Genomic DNA, 13,286 nt, shown 5'->3' with positions numbered 1-13,286 from the left:
TGTAACTTTGGTGCGCATGACTTCCCCAACCTCTCCCGCCTCGGACGGCGACACGATCGCCTGTCCAGCTTGCCACGCCCAGGCGTCCGGCAAATTCTGCTCGAATTGCGGCGCGGCGCTCTCGGCCACGAAGTGCGCCGCCTGCGGCGCCGAGCTCCGTCCCGGCGCCAAGTTCTGCCATCGATGCGGCACTCCCGCCGGCGCCGAGGGCACCGGCGACCAGCGCAGCTTCAATTCGGCGCTTCCGTGGTCAGTTGCCGCGATCGCGCTCCTCGCATTCGTCGCGCTCGTCGCGGGCCAGCGATTCGGACGCAGTCAAGAGGCGACGCCCACGCCGACCGCCGATGCGAACGCCGCTCCCTTCGCCGGCGGCGGCGGTCAACCGCCCGACATCAGTAACATGTCGCCCACCGAACGGGCAGAACGCTTGTACAATCGCATCATGGCCGCGCACGAAAACGGCCACGCCGACACCGTCGCGATGTTCGCGCCGATGGCCATTCAGGCGTATCAAGCGCTCGATTCGCTCGACTTGGACGCACGTTATGACATGGGCCGCATCGCCGCGATTTCGGGCGACGAACAACTCGCGCGCGCCGAAGCGGACACCATTCTCGCCAAGCATCCGAACCATTTGCTCGGCCTCATTCTCGCCGGCAACGCGGCGCACATGCGAAAGGATGCGGCGGCCGAACGCTCTTTTCACGACAAGTTGGTCGCCTCCGCGGCGAGCGAACGCGCGAAGAATCTCCCGGAATACACCGCGCACGACAACGACATCGTCATCGCGCTGAACGCCAAGCAGCCCTGACGTAGCGCGGCGTCGCGCCGCGGCGCGCCCCGTAGCGCGGCGTCACACGGCGAAAATCGGCTCGCGCGACGCCGCGTACAACCCGCGCTGTTCACCGAGCGTCACGAGTCGCGTCACCGCGTCGGCATCAACGTCCATCGAGTAGTCGTTGACGTAAAGATCGATGTGCCTCTGCTGCACCTGCGGCGACATCTCCTGCGCATTCGCGCGCACGAAGTCAGCGCAACGCTCGGGATGCGCCCAGGCAAGCTGCAGGCTCGCCCGAATCTCGTCGTTCACCTGCCGCGCCACCTCGGCACCGAGCGAACGGCGAATGGCGATCGCGCCGAGAGGAATGGGACAGTTCATCTTCGCTTCCCAGACTTCACCGAGATCCGCCAGACACACGAGACCCTTGTCGGCGTAGGTGAAGCGGCCTTCGTGAATCAGCACGCCGCAGTCGACCTCGCCCGACAACACCGCAGCCTCGATGAGATCGAAGCGCATGGGAATCGTCTCGAAGTCGCCGCACAACCGCAGCAGCAGCGCGGCCGTCGTGCGATCGCCCGGAATTGCGACGCGTCCGCCCGGCTCGCGTTTGACGCTGCTCACGAGCAGCGGACCCACGCCAAATCCCGCGGCACCGCCGGCGCGCAGCAGCGCGTACTGATCGCGAATGCGCCCGTACGCCGCGACCGAAATCTTCGTCACGTCGAACTCACCACGCTCGGCGCGCAGATTCAGCGATTCGACGTCGTCCAGCTCGAGCCGATAGCGGTTGACCATCTGGCAGAAGATGAACGTATCGTTGGGACAGGGAGAGATCGCGAGGCTCAGCATTCTCGAGCTCCGTCCTCGATCCAGTGCACCAAGGCCTCGCGCGCCGCGCGCGCCGCATCGTTCAGCCGCCAGCGTCCGCGATCGCGATTGCCCACCGAATTCGAGATGCCTCGCACTTCTCCCACCTTCACCCCAATGAGTTTCGCGACGTGAACGATCGCCGCGCCTTCCATCGATTCGACCGCGCCACCGGTCCGCGCGACCAGCGCGCGCGCGACGTCATCGGTGCCGGTGCACGTCGCACACGTCACAAATCGCACGCGCCGCGCTGCCGGAAACAGATCGAGCGGCAGCTCATTGTATAGCGGAGCGGCGCCGGCGATGACCGGGAAGCCGAGCGCCTCCATGTCCAGAAAACCCTCCGGCGAATCCGCCCCGAGGTCGCCGTACGTCTCGGACTCGGCGCACACGACGTCGCCTGGCTCGAGGTTCGAACCCGGGTAGGCGCCACCGACCCCGCACCCGATGACGGCCGCCACTTTGTTAGTCGCCAGAAAACGTGTGAGCATGAACGCGGCGTTGACGAGTCCAACGCCCGTCTGGAGGAGTGCGATGGGGCGCCCGCCGATCTCGCGTGGGAGGTCGCCGCCTTCGAGTGGAGTCGAGTAGCAAACAACTATCGGCGTAGTATTTAGCGACATTATCGCGCCACTATAACACCATTATTGTGATTGGATGTCAGCTCGCCGGGCGATCATGCGAATGGTGGTGATGTCCTTGGGCATGCTCCGACTCGTGCCCCAGCGCATGACGCACCCACCCAATTACCTTCGCCACCCGCGCCCCCAAACCCCGCGCCCGCTCCTCGGCACTCGAACCCCTGGGTTGCGCCGCGATCAGGCCACCTGCGCGCGCGAGCGCCGTCAGCATATCAGCATTCTCGTCGCCGGCGACACCGAACACGACATTCGTCATCGGCTCGCCGTCGTCCAGCGCATCCAGCAGCGCACCGAGCTCGTGGCCCGACGACTCGGGACCGGGACCCACCAGGACCACACCGTCGTAGTCGCGCAGCGCGTCGAAGGACTCGAGTCGGCGGCGATCCGACGCGCCGCTGCCGCCGTCCACCACCGCGCGCACGTCCACCTCGGTGAATCGCACACGCTTCGCACCGTCGGCGACAACGTCCGCCATGTTCGCCGCGTAGCTGTCTGCCGAGGAGAAGAGAACGAGAAGTTTTGGCACGAGTGCTCTCCGACGTTTTCAATCTGCATCCGGACCGTGGTGGATGCAGCGAGATGCAATGACGAGCTTCTTGACGAAGCGCCCGGCCAAGTATACTAAGGCGTTGAAAATCTCCGATGCGTTGGGCCACGCGCATTCGGTATGAGGCATACGACGTGCAGCCGTCATCACGGCCGTGTGTCGACCCATTCGCTGATCACTATCCTCTCAGGAGGCGGGCATGCCGCGGGGTGACGAGTTGCATGAGGAGTACCGATTCTCTGATCGTGACGACGACGTAGACGATCTGGGATACGGCGGAGGTGGTGGTGGTGGAAGCTCGTCGTACGACGACGACGACGAGGAAGACGGCGGCTGGATGACGCACAAGGATGACAGCGACGACCTGTGGGATAGCGCCGACGATGTCGACGACGACGAAGAGGAGCCGGCCACGTTCGAGGCCGGCGAGGAAGAAGAGGAAGACGAAGACGTCCTGAGTGCGCCGCGTCGCGGTCGCCCCGGGCGTCCCGCGGGTTCGGGCGCAGGCGGCGGCGGTGCAGCCGCGGGCGGCGGCGCCGCGTCGGGTGGCGGATCCGGAAACGCGGCTTCGACATCGGGAGGCGGCGCGGCATCGTCCTCATCGTCCTCGTCCGGCGGTGCAGCCGCGAAGTCGTCGGGTTCCAAATCCGCACCGGCCAAATCGGCGCCCGCGAAGTCCGCGCCCGCCAAACCTACGCCTGCGAAGTCGGCACCTGCGAAGTCGGCCCCAGCCACGACCGCAAAGAAATCATCCGGCGGCGGACAGCAATCAGCGCCAGCCAAGAAGGGCGGCGCCAAATCAAGCGGCGCGTCCGCGAAGGGCGGCGCGAAGGGTGGAGCAAAGAAGCCAGCCGCCAAATCGAGCGGTCCGGCCAAGAAGGCGGCGGGCGCCAAGAATAGCGCCGCCAAGAAAGGTGGAGCGAAGAAGAGCGGCGCGGCCAAGAAGGGCAGCGCGAAAAAGGCCGGCGCGGCCAAGAAAGGCGGCACCAAGAAGGGCGGCGCCAAGAAGAGCGGGAAGAAGTCGCGCCGTTAGACGCCGACAGGAAGCGTTCGCACGACTACCAACGAAGACAGCGGAGCGTCGGCATGCGCGCTCCGCTGTCTTTTCGCTTCGGTTAATATGAACCTGTAACGTCCACTCCTCTCTCCTTCCCACACGGCTCCGTGGACATCGAATCGCGCACCGACACGCCGATCACCGCGCGAACGCTGCGGCGAGAGCGCGTCAAGGCGTCTCAGCATGTCGCCGCCGCGATCGCGCACGAGTTGCGCAACCCGGTGTTCGCCATTGCGTCTGCCGCGCAGCTCCTGCGCTATCGCAACACCGACGACCCGCTCATCGAGCGGAACCTCGGCCGCATTCTCCGCGAGACGGAGCGTCTCAACGCTCTCGTGTCGGCACTGCTCGAGTACGGACGTCCCGCGCCGGTACGTCTCGAGCCCGCGAATCCCGACGACGTCTGGACCGACGTCCTCGCGTCCAATCGCGGCATCCTCGAGAGCAAGGCGCTCCTCGTTCAACACACCCCCGCCGACCCGCGAGCAACCTGCGCCATCGACGCCGAGCAGCTCGCGCTGGCGCTGAGCAATGCCCTCGTCAATGCCATTGACGCGGCGCCCGAAGGGAGTGATCTCACGATCGCGTCGTCGGTCGATCGCGACGGCGCCTGGCGGTCGCGTCTGCACAACGATGGCCCGGCCATCCCCGCCGACACGCTGTCGCACGCCTTCGAACCTCTCGTTACGACGAAGCCCGGTCGCGCCGGCATTGGCCTGGCCGTCGCGCACCGCGTGATAAACGACCACGGCGGCAATCTGTCGCTCGACAGCGCCGAAGGCTCGGGCACGACGCTCACATTTTCCCTGCCGAGCCTGCGTCTCCCCTGACCGCGGTCGTGCGCGTTATTGTTCCTTGCGCGTTCGGCTCGTTGGCTTCTCGTTCTCGTCGCCGGCTCACGGCTTTGCTTCCCTTCGCGGTACATGGCTGAATCACCCATCGCACTTCTCCGCGCCCACGCCAAGCAGGCGCCGTGGAACGCGCGCGGCCTCGCCGCGCAGGTGACCGCGCTCGTCGATGCCGCTGGCGTGCGTCCGACCAATGCGTCGGCACGCGCCGCGCCGAGCGCGCGATCGATTCGGTTCTACGTCGCGAATGGATTGCTCGAACGCCCCGAGGGGACCGGCACCGCCGCGACCTACAATTACCGCCACTTCCTTCAGCTTCTCGCCATCAAGATCCGCCAGCGCGAAGGCGTGACGCTCGACACGATCAAAGGCGAGATGAAGGAAGTGACGGGCGACGCACTCGAGCGCCGCGTGGCGTCATCACTCGCCGCGGCGCTCGGCGCCACGGTCGAGACGCGCCGGCAGGCCGTCGATGACGATGCGCCCGCGAGCTGGCGGCGAGTCATGGTGGCGGACGGGGTCGAACTGCATGTTCGCGAGGATTCGCCGTCGTCCCGAGAAGCAGCGCTCGTCGCCATGCGCGAAGCCGTGCGCGCGGCACTCGGCCGCGAGGATATTCGCTAGAGCAGCCTAGAGCAGTCGCGACATCAACGTGGCGATGCTCTCGACCAGCTTCGTCCATCGCGAGCGATGCCGGAACTCGTCGAGCTTGATCTCACGCGCGTAGCGGAGATCGTCGAAAAAGATCGAGTCCATTTGCGCGCCGAAGGCCGTGTCCAACACCACGAGATTCGACTCGTTGTTGAACGCCATCGAACGATTGTCGAAGTTCATCGAGCCGACCGAGCTCCACAAGCCATCGGCCACGATGGTTTTCGAGTGCAGCATCGTCGGCTGGTACTCGTAGATCTTCACGCCGCGGCCGAGCAGCTCCTCGTAATAGTGTCGGCCCGCGTACCAGGTGGTCTTCACGTCCGTTTTCGAGCTCACGGTCAGCACGCGAACGTCGACGCCGCGACGCGCGGCGCGCTCGAGAAGCTTTCGAAAATCCTCATCGGGAACGAAGTATGAATTCTCGATGTACAGCGACTTGCGCGCGCCGCTGATCGTGAGGGCCAGAAATCGTTCGGCGGGCGTGCTCCCCGTCGTCGGCGCCGTATACAGCAGCCCGGCGCGCGTCGGTCCAACGGGCTGAAATCCGCTGGACGGAAAGAAGAGCGGACCGGTGATCAGCTCTCCAGTCGATTCCGCCCACGCGGCGGCGAATGCGGCCTGGAGTTGCATGACCGCCGGGCCTTCGAATCGCACGTTCGATTCGCGCCACTGCTCGTCATGATGTCCATCGCCGAGCCAATAGTCGGCCAGGCCGAAGCCGCCCTCGTACCCGACGCGCCCATCGACGACGACGACGCGCACGTGGGAGCGCGTCGCGGCGTTGGAGATGGTGGACCAGCGCAGTGGCCTGAGCTTCGCCACTTTCACGCCGGCGTCTGTCAAAGATTTCAAATACTCGTCGGACAGGTGCTGCGAGCCGAACGCGTCGATGAGAAAGAGCACGCGAACGTTCGCGCGCGCCCGCTCGCGAAGCACCGCGGCCATGCTGTCCGCTACTTTGCCGGGCAGCGAGTAGTACATCTGCACGGTGATCGTGTGCTGCGCCGACCGCATGTCGCGCCAGAGCGAGGGGTAGATGCCGTTGCCGTTGTTCGCCTGCTGTACGGCATTACCCTGGAAGATGTGCGTACCGGTGAACAGCTCGAACGTCCGCTCGAACAGCGAGTCGCTGATCGCCGGCGGCCCGGAGTCCGACAGCGTCGAGACATAGCTGACGGGCGTGCCCCGCGTGATCGACAGGCCGCCAATGAGGGCCAGGGAGGCCACGAGGACAACAATTACGATGATTCCGGCGCTTTTCAGGCGGGACATGTCAGGTGAATCAATAACAGGCTTCGTGCCAGCCCGAACGTGTCATCCTCGCGCCGTAGGCCCGAGGATCTGCTTTTCCTCCGGCCAGGATTGCGCCACCTTATGAGCATGTTCAACGGTACAACGGTCCTCCTGACAGGAGTCGGCGCCGAAGGCCAGGTCGGCGAGGTCGTCGCGCAAACGTTCGCTCGACTCGGCGCCGCGCTCGTGTTGGTCGACCGCACCGCGCAGCACGTCGAGGCGCGAGCAGCCGCGATCGTCGCTTCGGGCGCGCACGCGCGCGGCTACGCCTGTGATCTCAGCGACCCGAGCGCGGTCGACGATCTCGCCGAACGCGTACGCGCCGATCACGGCGGCGCACTCGCGGGCCTCGTCCACATGGCCGGCGGTTTCGCGATGAGTGGTCCCGTCGCCGAAAGCGATCCCGCGATCTGGTCGCGCCAGCTCTTGATCAATCTCACCACGGCGTATCTCACATCGCGCGCGTTTTTGCCGCAGCTCCGTGCCGGCCGCGGCGCGCTCGTGTTCTTTGCATCCGAGGCGGCGCTTCCGGGCGCAAGCGTTGCGAACAAGGCCGCGTACGCTGTCGCGAAATCCGGCGTCGTCACGCTGATGCGAGCCATTGCCGCCGAGGAGCGAAAGACAGGCGTGCGCGCGAATGCGATCGCGCCCACGTCGATTCGTACGGCGACCAATGTCGCCGCCATGGGCGATGACGTTCGATACGTCGAACGCGAACAGGTTGCGGATCTGGTGGCCTTTCTCTGCTCGAGCCGCGCCGGCGCCATCACCGGTTCGCTCATTCCGCTGGGATGACGCCGCCTCGATGACGACGCACGCATGATGATGCTCCCGGCGAAGCGACGCTCTCACGCGCGAGTGGTGCATCTGGACCGCTCGATCGAGGAGTTTCCGCTGTTTCGCCTGAGCGACACGGCCGAAGAGTTGGTCATCTCCTTCGCCACGGCGGATGGCGGCCGGTGGCGCGTCCTCGCGAGCCCCGGCGAACGATTGCCCGGCACCTTCGATCAGGACGTGTACATCGAGCTGATGCGCCGTTTCGACGAGGCGGGCTCGCCGAGTGACGGTGCGCTCACGTTCACGCTTCATGCGTTCCTGCGATCGATGGGCCGGCAAGCCGACGGCCGCACCTACGAGCAGCTGCGCGCGTCGCTCACGCGTCTCGAACGCACAGTGCTTCAATCCGAGCACGCGTATTACGATGCCGTGGTGTGCGGGCCGGTCGACGTCAGCTTCACGCTGCTCACGTCCGTCATGATCGAGCGCCGGCGATCGTCGGAGCGCGATCAGCTCGCGCTCTTCCCCGCCGTCGTCGCCGCGGAGCCGGGCGAGGCGCGCGTCGTCATCTCGCCGCTCGTGCGACAGAACATCGCCGCGCGCTACGTCGTGCCGATGAACGTCGGCAGATATTTCTCGCTTCCATCGCCTGTTGCACGCCGGCTCTTCCGACTGATCGAGGTCGCGCGCGCGAACGGAGTTCTGACCTGGCGCGTGTCGCTCGACCGCCTGCGCGAGCAACTGCCGCTCTCCCAACGCTATCCCTCCCATCTGCAGCGGGTGCTGCAACCGGCGCACGACATGCTCAAGGAAGGCGGCCTCATTCGCGAGGCGATGGTTCGGCAGCAGCAGCGCGAGTGGTTCGTCGATTACGTCCTGGCGGGTCGATCGGCTGGGAGCAAGAGCGCCTAAGGCCCATCAGCGCTAACGGGGTGAACCCCGTTTGTTTGATAGGGTATAATCCCGCAGCCATGTCGACCAAACTCGAGAAGACCATCCGCCGCGAGATCGAAATCGATGGCGAGCCATTCACCATCGCGATCTCTCCAGCCGGCTTTCGCCTCACGAAAAAGCGGTTTCGCTCCGGCGTGGCATTATCCTGGAAGATGGTGTGGGCCCGGTTCGGTGCTCAGGACGACGCTGCTACACCTGTGGGCGTCATCGAGGACCGCTGATCGGGCCGTAGGCGTTGCGCCACCGTTGGGCTCGCCGTCGTTTTATCCCGGGTTATCGTTCGGGACACCAGGTACACCTACGCTGGAACACTCGCATGCCACGTTTTCGTAAGGCCGCGCTGATCGGCGCACTGGCCATCCCGGTCGTCGCCGGCGCATTCATTCTGCAATCACGGTCTCAGCAGCAAGGCGCGCTGCTGCTCGATCAGGTGATGAGTCTCGTCTCCGATCGATTCGTGGACACGCTGCCGCTTCCAGACGTCTATGAGAAGGCCGCGCGTGGCCTGGTCAAAGAGCTCAACGATCCATACAGCGAGCTCATGTCGCCACGCGACCTCAAGCAGTTCAACAGCCGAACCGGCGGGCGATACGGCGGACTCGGCATGCTCATCGAGCAGGATCCGACGACGAAGCTCGTCCGCGTCGTCACGGTCTACCCGAACACGCCCGCCGAGAACGGCGGCGTCCGTGAAGGTGACATGATCATTCGCGTCGATTCGACGTCGACGCGAGGCTGGACGATCAATCAAGTCTCCGATTCACTCACCGGCATCATCGGAACTCGCGTACGCGTGTCGTTCGCCCGCCCCGGTGTGACCGAGCCGATCACGAGCAACTTCACGCGCGCCGAGATTCACATTCCCGCCGTGCCGTTCACGCTCACGCTCGGCAACAAGATTGGCTACATCCCGCTGCAGCAATACAACGAGAACGCGTACGACAATCTGCTCGCGGCCGTCAAGCAGTATCAGTCGCAGGGCGCGCGCGGTCTGATCATCGACATGCGCGGCGACCCGGGCGGCATTCTCGAGCAAAGTCTCGACATCGCGAACATGTTCCTGCCGCAAGGTTCGCTCATCGCGGCCGTGAAGTATCGCGAAGGGCCCGCGCAGTCGGAGCAGGCGAAGAATGCACCCGTCGCCGCAACGATCCCCCTCGTGATTCTCGTCGACGATCGCACTGCTTCGGCAGCCGAGATCGTGACCGGCGCGCTGCAGGATCATGACCGTGCGCTCGTCGTCGGCCAGACGAGCTTCGGCAAAGGTCTGGTCCAGGGCGTCTACAATCTCGACGGCGGGTACGCGCTCAAGCTGACGACCGGCAAGTGGCTCACGCCGAGCGGTCGATCCATTCAGCGTCCGCGGAAGTTCGTGAACGGCCAGTTCGTCGAAGACACGCCGGACAGCAATGAAACCAACGCGTCGAAGAAGAATCGGCCGCCCTATAAGTCGGACGCGGGACGCGTGGTCTACGGCGGCGGTGGCATCACGCCCGACGTGATCGTGCAGGACGACACGCTCACGACCGCCGAGCAGACGTTCCTCAAAACGATCGCGCCGAAGGGTCAGGATTTCGTGACCGTGCGCGACGACTACGCCACCGAATTGGCAAAGTCGGCGTCGCCGAACTTCACAGTGCAGTCGTCGTGGCTCAACGAGTTCTACAACCGGCTGCAGTCCAAAGGCGTGACCGTCGACCGCAAGCAGTACGACGCGGCCAATCGCTACATGACCCGCGTCCTCGAGCAGCGCGTCGCACACTTCGTCGCCGGCGACTCGAGCGCCAAGCGCCGCGACCTGCCGTACGACGCGCCGTTGCGCCGCGCCATCGATCTGCTCGATCACGCGAGCTCGCAACGCGAGCTCTTCACCGCGGCCGGCGAAACGTTGGCCGGTGCCAGCACCCGGACTGCCGCAGCGCCAAAGAAGCCGTAAGTTCCGGGGCATGCGAACAGCGCCCCGTCTCACCGCCGCTACGATCGCCATCGTAGCGGCGGTTTCTTCATGTGGCTGTCATGGCTCGAGCGTCACGCGAGTCCAGCCCGAAGCGGGCGAGCGTCACCTCACGAACATTCGCCAGCTGACGTTCGGCGGCGAGAATGCCGAAGCGTATTTCAGCAGCGACGGCAAGCGCCTGATCTTTCAGTCGACGCGTGACGGCCGCAGCTGCGATCAGGAATTCGTGATGAACGCCGACGGCTCGCACGTGCGACGCGTGTCGACCGGGTTCGGCAAGACCACGTGCGGCTACTTCTACGGCGGCGACGCGAACATCTTCTTCGGCTCGACGCACGCCGCCGATACCGCGTGCCCGCCGAAACCCGATCCGTCGAAGGGTTATGTGTGGGGACTGGATCCGTACGACATCTACACCGCGCGCCCCGACGGCTCCGGACTCACGCGCCTCACGAACTACGGCGTGTATACGGCCGAAGGGACGCTGTCACCGGACGGGCAGACGATCGTGTTCACGTCGCTCAAGGACGGAGACCTCGACATCTACACCATGCGCGTCGACGGCTCGAACCTGAAGCGGTTGACGACGGCACCGGGCTATGACGGCGGCGCGTTCTTCTCGCACGACGGGAAGCAAATCGTGTATCGCGCGTGGCATCCATCCGACACGGCGCTCACGAATTATCAGGATCTTTTGCGGCAGCGGCTCGTTCGTCCGAACCGCATGGAGATCTGGGTGATGAACGCCGATGGATCGAACCAGCATCAAATCACGAACCTGGGCGGCGCGAACTTCGCGCCGTACTTCACGCCGGACGACAAGCGGATCATTTTCTCGTCGAACTACAAGAATCCTCGAAGCCGGAATTTCGAGCTGTATTTGGTCGACGCCGACGGTTCGCATCTCGAGGCCGTAACGAACCATCCGGAGTTTGACGGATTTCCAATGTTCAGCCCGGATGGAAGCGAGTTGGTGTGGGCGTCCGGGCGCTCGTCGAAGCCGGGCGAGTTGAATCTGTTCATGGCGAACTGGCGACCGTAAACATTTATTGCTTGCCGACCGGCCAGAGCTGGGGATTAGATTGCAGGGCTGAACCTCAATCCCCCGCAGTTCTCCTCTGTCCGATCGACGGATTGTTAGCCGACGAAGGCTGACCGCAGTGATGCGTCCCCGCTGATCCCGGAACGGTATCGTTAATGTCGCGCAGAATTCGGCTCGGCGAATCGCTCGTCGAAGCGGGCCTCATCACTCCAGGCCAACTGGAAGAGGCCCTCAAGCGTCGACTCACGACAGGGGAACGCATCGGCGAAGCGCTCGTCGGACTCGGCTACATTTCCGAGCGCGACCTGCTCAAGACGCTCGCCGCCGACGCTGACATTCCGTACCTCGAACCGCGCGAGCTGATCGTCGATCCGACAGTGACAGGCGATGTGCCGCCGGCCGTCGCCCGCTCGCAGCACGTGGTTCCACTCCGCATGGAGGCCAAGGCCCTCCTTGTCGCGATGGGCAACCCGTTCGACGTCGGCGTCATTCGCTCACTCGAACGATCGACTGGAAAGCACATCCGGGTCGCGGCGGCTGATCCTGCCGAGATTGCGCAGCTCGTCGAGACGGTGTATGGTCGTGGCGGCACTACACAAACAGCATCATCGCAGTCTGGCGCCAGTGAGATCGCCGCCCGCGCCCGGTCGACATGGACGCAAAACGCAGCGCCGACCGCCGCCGTCACCACTCCCCGCCAGGCGCCAGCGACCGGTAGCGAAGACAGCATGACGGCCGCCGAACTCGCGGACGAGATCATCCGACGCGGCGTGACCGTGGGCGCGACCGACATTCACATCGAACCCCTCGAGGAGATCGTCCAGATCCGCTACCGGGTCGACGGCCTGCTGCAAAACGGACCGTCGTACCCGAAAGCACTTCAGGCATCACTGCTCAGCCGCATCAAGATTCTCTCGAGCCTGGACATCGCCGAAAGCCGCTTGCCGCAGGACGGTCGGGTGCGCACGCGCGTAGAGGGACGGTTGATCGACCTTCGCGTCTCGACCTTTCCGACGGTGCATGGCGAGGACACGGTGCTGCGCGTGCTGGACCGGAGCCGAGTCAACCTCAAGCTCGAATCGCTCGGCATCAACCCGACGGACATGGCGCTGCTGCGCGACGCGCTGAACAAACCGTTCGGTTTGCTTCCCGTTACGGGCCCAACCGGATCCGGCAAGACGACGACGCTCTACTCGGCACTGCTGGAGATGAACACCGGCGAGCGCTGCCTGATCACGCTCGAAGATCCCGTCGAGTACGAGGTCGAGCGCATTCGCCAGTCGCAGATCAACGTCCGCGCTGGGTTGACGTTCGCATCGGGTCTTCGCTCGATGCTTCGGCACGATCCGGACGTCATTCTCGTTGGCGAGATGCGCGACCAGGAAACGGTTCAGATCGCCTTGAGCGCCGCGCTTACCGGCCACCTCGTATTGACGACGCTGCACACTACGACCGCCGCCGGCGCCATTCCGCGCCTGCTCGATATGGGGGCGGAGCCGTTCATCGTGGCGTCGGCGATTTCACTCGTCGCGTCCCAGCGCCTCGTTCGAACGCTCTGCGCCGACTGCAAGGCGGAAAACGACGTACCCGACGCGATTCGTCAGCGCTTCGCGCTCGATGGCTCGAAAGTTTATCGGCCGAACGGCTGCAAACTCTGCCGTAATACCGGCTTCCGTGGGCGAATAGGCATCTTCGAGTTTTTGCCAATTACCGAGGAAATCGTCTCCGCCATATATGAGAGACGGTCGTCGGAAGACATTCGCCGCCTCTCCGGTCGTCCCACTCTTCTGGACGATGGCGTTTCGAAGGTGCGATCCGGGCTTACCACGCTCGATGAAGTACTTCGGGTCACCGCATAGCATGACACA

Annotated in this window: 14 protein-coding genes; 10 read left to right on the top strand and 4 right to left on the bottom strand. The window is 64.7% G+C overall.

Annotated features, from left to right (window positions below):
* Window positions 1–16 precede the first annotated feature (16 nt).
* Window positions 17–811 carry a zinc ribbon domain-containing protein gene (locus tag VN706_21310; protein HXT18183.1) on the top strand — a complete coding sequence of 265 codons (795 nt, stop codon included), beginning with the start codon at window positions 17–19 and terminating at the stop codon, window positions 809–811.
* A gap of 42 nt (window positions 812–853) precedes the next feature.
* Here VN706_21310 and VN706_21305 read toward each other — a convergent pair whose 3' ends face one another.
* The 3 genes from VN706_21305 to VN706_21295 are packed head-to-tail and all read right to left on the bottom strand — an operon-like array spanning window position 854 to window position 2,815.
* On the bottom strand, window positions 854–1,630 hold the full coding sequence (locus VN706_21305; GenBank protein ID HXT18182.1) for a 1,4-dihydroxy-6-naphthoate synthase: 777 nt from the start codon (window positions 1,628–1,630) through the stop codon (window positions 854–856).
* Window positions 1,624–2,271 carry a futalosine hydrolase gene (mqnB, locus tag VN706_21300; protein HXT18181.1) on the bottom strand — a complete coding sequence of 216 codons (648 nt, stop codon included), beginning with the start codon at window positions 2,269–2,271 and terminating at the stop codon, window positions 1,624–1,626. The genes VN706_21305 and mqnB overlap by 7 nt, the downstream gene beginning before the upstream one ends.
* A 37-nt stretch (window positions 2,272–2,308) precedes the next feature.
* A complete protein-coding gene (locus VN706_21295) occupies window positions 2,309–2,815 on the bottom strand; it encodes a hypothetical protein (protein HXT18180.1) in 507 nt (168 codons plus the stop codon).
* Window positions 2,816–3,035: 220 nt separating this feature from the next.
* On the opposite strand from VN706_21295, the gene VN706_21290 reads away from it, so the two are divergent.
* From VN706_21290 to VN706_21280, 3 genes are all read left to right on the top strand, one after another.
* Entirely contained in the window at window positions 3,036–3,869 is an 834-nt protein-coding gene (locus VN706_21290; protein ID HXT18179.1) for a hypothetical protein, read from the top strand.
* Between the two features lie 131 nt (window positions 3,870–4,000).
* Window positions 4,001–4,723, top strand: coding sequence for an ATP-binding protein (locus VN706_21285; protein HXT18178.1), 723 nt, complete (start codon window positions 4,001–4,003; stop codon window positions 4,721–4,723).
* A 93-nt stretch (window positions 4,724–4,816) separates the two neighbouring features.
* Complete coding sequence (locus VN706_21280) at window positions 4,817–5,365, top strand: MerR family transcriptional regulator (protein ID HXT18177.1); 549 nt, start codon at window positions 4,817–4,819, stop codon at window positions 5,363–5,365.
* A gap of 6 nt (window positions 5,366–5,371) precedes the next feature.
* Here VN706_21280 and VN706_21275 read toward each other — a convergent pair whose 3' ends face one another.
* On the bottom strand, window positions 5,372–6,622 hold the full coding sequence (locus tag VN706_21275) for a phospholipase D-like domain-containing protein (GenBank protein ID HXT18176.1): 1,251 nt from the start codon (window positions 6,620–6,622) through the stop codon (window positions 5,372–5,374).
* A gap of 153 nt (window positions 6,623–6,775) precedes the next feature.
* Between VN706_21275 and VN706_21270 the strand changes: the two genes are divergently transcribed.
* The 6 genes from VN706_21270 to VN706_21245 all read left to right on the top strand — a co-directional run bounded on the left by VN706_21270 (window position 6,776) and on the right by VN706_21245 (window position 13,277).
* Window positions 6,776–7,483 carry an SDR family oxidoreductase gene (locus tag VN706_21270; GenBank protein HXT18175.1) on the top strand — a complete coding sequence of 236 codons (708 nt, stop codon included), beginning with the start codon at window positions 6,776–6,778 and terminating at the stop codon, window positions 7,481–7,483.
* A gap of 24 nt (window positions 7,484–7,507) precedes the next feature.
* On the top strand, window positions 7,508–8,377 hold the full coding sequence (locus tag VN706_21265; protein HXT18174.1) for a replication initiator protein A: 870 nt from the start codon (window positions 7,508–7,510) through the stop codon (window positions 8,375–8,377).
* A 59-nt stretch (window positions 8,378–8,436) separates the two neighbouring features.
* Window positions 8,437–8,640, top strand: coding sequence for a hypothetical protein (locus VN706_21260; protein ID HXT18173.1), 204 nt, complete (start codon window positions 8,437–8,439; stop codon window positions 8,638–8,640).
* Between the two features lie 95 nt (window positions 8,641–8,735).
* Complete coding sequence (locus tag VN706_21255) at window positions 8,736–10,355, top strand: S41 family peptidase (protein HXT18172.1); 1,620 nt, start codon at window positions 8,736–8,738, stop codon at window positions 10,353–10,355.
* Window positions 10,356–10,365: 10 nt separating this feature from the next.
* Complete coding sequence (locus tag VN706_21250; protein ID HXT18171.1) at window positions 10,366–11,418, top strand: hypothetical protein; 1,053 nt, start codon at window positions 10,366–10,368, stop codon at window positions 11,416–11,418.
* A 155-nt stretch (window positions 11,419–11,573) separates the two neighbouring features.
* Window positions 11,574–13,277, top strand: coding sequence for an ATPase, T2SS/T4P/T4SS family (locus tag VN706_21245; protein HXT18170.1), 1,704 nt, complete (start codon window positions 11,574–11,576; stop codon window positions 13,275–13,277).
* The last annotated feature ends 9 nt before the right edge of the window (window positions 13,278–13,286 follow it).

Source organism: Gemmatimonadaceae bacterium (assembly GCA_035606695.1).
Classification (GTDB): Bacteria; Gemmatimonadota; Gemmatimonadetes; order Gemmatimonadales; family Gemmatimonadaceae; genus JAQBQB01.
Note: the sequence above shows the minus strand (reverse complement) of the source record. Positions and strands in the feature narration are given on the sequence as shown.